The organism is Halomonas sp. BM-2019 (genome assembly GCF_017584085.1).
In genome coordinates, this window is record NZ_CP071922.1 from 2,273,688 (window position 1) to 2,277,293 (window position 3,606).

Here is a 3,606-nt window from a genome sequence, read left to right on the forward strand (position 1 = left end):
CACTGGCTAGCCTTAGAATGAATCGCATAGCCGTATCGTTCAATTGTAAATAAAAAGCGATCAGTTTTTGTGGTGCTCGACTCGACTCAGTCGAAGATGATCGTTATAATGTCGCGTCATTTTTCATCAGTCCTTGCTGGCTGATGGCAGAATATAAGCGCGTTCGTACTTTATCCCCTGACTGAATTGAGGGTAGGCACAGCGCAAGATTTGGAGTAGTTGGTTCTGTGGTGCCGTCATCAATGACCAAGCACAATCGGCTACAGTAATACGAAATGCACGTTTAAGTGATGCTGAGGTAACAAAGCAATGCAGGTTTCTGTAGAAGCAACAGGTTTAGAGCGCCGGTTAACCATCACAATCCCGGCTGAAAAGATTGATAGTGAAGTTAAAAACCAAGTGAAGCAACGTGCGCGTACGGTACGTATGGATGGTTTCCGTCCTGGTAAAGTTCCAGTGAGCTTGGTGGCTAAACGTTTCGGTCCTGCGATTCGCCAAGATGTTGTCATGGAGCAAATTCAGCGTCATTACATCGAAGCTTTGATTCAGGAAAAGATCAACCCGACTGGCGCACCACAAATTGAGCCAAAAGCCGATGAAGAAGGCAAGGATCTTGAGTTTGTTGCAACGGTTGAAGTTTATCCAGAAGTCGAATTAAAAGACTTGGACAAAGTCGAAGTCGAAAAAGCGGTTGCGGAAGTAACTGATGCAGACGTCGACAACATGCTTGAAACGTTGCGCAAGCAACACGCAGTATTTAAAGAAGTGAAGCGTGGCGCTAAAGATGGCGATAAAGTCACTTTCGATTTCTTAGGTCGCGTTGACGGCGAAGAGTTCGACGGTGGTAAAGCTGAAGACTTCACTTTAGAACTTGGTCAAGGTCGTATGATCCCAGGTTTTGAAGATGCGATGAAAGGATTAAAGGCGGGCACTGAGAAAACGATCGAAGTGACCTTCCCAGAAGACTATCATGCTGAACATTTGAAAGGTAAAGCTGCAGAATTCGACTTGGTTATTAAAACCGTTGAAGCACCTGAGCTGCCTGAATTAAATGATGACTTTGCGGAACAGTTTGGCATTGGCGATGGTGGTCTTGAAGCGCTTCGTAACGAAGTTCGCAAGAACATGGAGCGCGAGCTCAAGAACGCAATGAAAAACAAAGTGAAGCAACAAGTTATTCAAGGCTTGTTGGCGGCAAACAACGATGTGCCAGTGCCATCAGCACTGAAGCAACAGGAAATTCAAGCACTACGTCAACAAGCGATGCAACGCTTCGGTGGCAATGCGAAGAATATGCCTGAGCTACCAGCAGACTTATTCAATGAGCAAGCTGAAGAGCGCGTTAAAGTTGGTTTGTTACTTGGCCAAGTGATTAAATCGAACGAGCTTAAAGTTGACCAAGCACGTGTTGATGAAATGCTTGAAAGCCAAGCTTCTGCGTACGAAGATCCGCAAGAAGTGATTACCTACTACAAGCAAAATGCAGAAGCGATGCAGCAGATTCACAATGTCGTACTCGAAGATCAAGCGATTGACTTCGTACTAGCCAAAGCAAAAGTTGCTGAAAAGCAAGTCAGCTTTGACGACGTGATGAACCCGCCAGCAAAATAAGCATTTGCTGAAAACAGTAAGAATTGGTTTAATGGCTCAGATGAAATTCATCTGAGCCATTTTTTATTTGAGGAGAGAAGTTTTGATGGGAAATAACATGCCGGATCCTATGGCTGCACTCGTGCCGATCGTTGTCGAACAAACAGCAAAAGGTGAGCGCTCATTTGATATTTATTCCCGTTTACTTAAAGAAGGAATTATTTTCCTCTGCGGCCCTGTTGAAGAGCAAATGGCGAATTTGATTGTCGCCCAAATGCTATTCCTTGAGTCTGAGAATCCAGAAAAGGATATTTATCTTTATATTAATTCACCGGGCGGCTCGGTCACCGCAGGCATGGCAATTTATGACACCATGCAATTTATCCGCAATGATGTGTCAACCATTTGTATTGGCCAAGCGGCCAGTATGGGCGCGTTCTTGTTAGCGGGTGGCGCGAAAGGCAAACGTTTTTGTCTACCGAATTCCCGAGTGATGATTCACCAGCCATTGGGTGGTTTCCAAGGCCAAGCGTCTGACATCGAAATTCATGCCCGCGAGATTTTGTATATTAAAGAAAAACTCAATCGTTTGTTGTCTGAACACACCGGGCAAGAGTTTGACCGTGTCGCGAAAGATACCGATCGGGATAACTTCATGAGTTCACAACAAGCGCTTGAATACGGCATTGTTGATAAAGTTTTGGAAAAACGCCAACAACAAGGCTAAAGCCGTTATAAGTTGTGCTAAAGTAGTGTTCAAGTGCCTTTCGGGACTTGGAATTGAAGTAAAGTATATCAAGTATACGAAGTTTATTAAGTACAGCAGTAGCGTACTGGAGAAGTGAATGACGGATTCAACAACGAGTAGTGGTAAAGGTGGAAAGTCACTTTACTGTACATTTTGTGGCAAAAGCCAGCATGAGGTCAAAAAGCTGATCGCGGGTCCGTCCGTGTTCATTTGTGATGAATGTGTCGATCTGTGTAACGATATTCTCAAAGAAGAAATTAAGAATATTTCACCGCAAGCGTCCGAAGACCGCTTACCGACACCGAAAGAGATCCGTCAACATTTGGACGATTATGTCATCGGTCAAGACTTAGCCAAGCGGGTGTTGGCTGTCGCTGTGTATAACCACTACAAGCGCTTACGTAATGCTGGTGCACAGCCAGAGGTTGAGCTTGGCAAGAGTAATATTTTGCTTATTGGGCCAACCGGTAGTGGTAAAACCTTGCTCGCGGAAACCTTGGCTCGTATGTTGGACGTACCGTTCACTATGGCGGATGCCACGACACTGACCGAAGCTGGATATGTCGGTGAAGATGTCGAAAACATCATTCAAAAATTACTGCAAAAATGTGATTATGATGCAGCGAAAGCCGAGCGTGGCATTATCTATGTTGACGAAATCGACAAGATTTCGCGCAAGTCAGATAATCCATCGATTACTCGAGATGTGTCCGGTGAAGGTGTACAGCAAGCATTACTGAAACTCATTGAGGGAACAATTGCTTCGGTTCCTCCACAAGGTGGCCGTAAGCATCCTCAGCAGGAATTTGTGCAAGTCGATACATCGAAAATTTTGTTTATATGCGGTGGTGCGTTTGCCGGACTCGAGAAAGTTATTGGTCAGCGGTTAGCGACTGGCAGTGGCATTGGTTTTGGTGCCGAAGTGAAGTCGAAGACGGAGAAAGATCAAGTCAACCTTCTCACCAAAGTCGAGCCTGAAGACTTAGTTAAATATGGACTGATTCCAGAATTTATTGGTCGTCTTCCGGTGGTCGCAAGTTTAACGGAACTCGACGAAGATGCCCTCGTGCAAATTCTCAGTGAGCCGAAAAACGCACTGACCAAACAGTATGGTGCTTTGCTTGAAATGGAAAACGTTGAGCTTGAGTTCCGTACGGATGCATTGCGTGCAATTGCGCGGAAAGCGATGAAACGGAAAACCGGTGCACGTGGCCTGCGGTCAATCGTTGAGGAAGTACTGCTCGATACAATGTACGAGTTACCCTCTT

Annotated in this window: 3 protein-coding genes; all 3 read left to right on the top strand. The window is 45.3% G+C overall.

All coding sequences use genetic code 11. The annotated features are described in order from the left end of the window. Nucleotides 1-309: 309 nt before the first annotated feature. Entirely contained in the window at nucleotides 310-1,611 is a 1,302-nt protein-coding gene (tig, locus tag J5F18_RS11285) for a trigger factor (RefSeq protein WP_346298731.1), read from the top strand. Nucleotides 1,612-1,696: 85 nt separating this feature from the next. After that, entirely contained in the window at nucleotides 1,697-2,317 is a 621-nt protein-coding gene (clpP, locus tag J5F18_RS11290) for an ATP-dependent Clp endopeptidase proteolytic subunit ClpP (RefSeq protein ID WP_290563649.1), read from the top strand. 118 nt (nucleotides 2,318-2,435) lie between these two features. After that, on the top strand, nucleotides 2,436-3,606 hold a 1,171-nt coding region (gene clpX / locus J5F18_RS11295), incomplete at its 3' end, for an ATP-dependent protease ATP-binding subunit ClpX (RefSeq protein WP_346298732.1).

What these genes read in the sequence shown, in the direction of transcription:
- tig (WP_346298731.1), top strand. Translation starts at nt 310, where the DNA reads ATGCAGGTTTCTGTAGAAGCAACAGGTTTAGAGCGCCGGTTAACCATC.
- clpP (WP_290563649.1), top strand. Translation starts at nt 1,697, where the DNA reads ATGGGAAATAACATGCCGGATCCTATGGCTGCACTCGTGCCGATCGTT.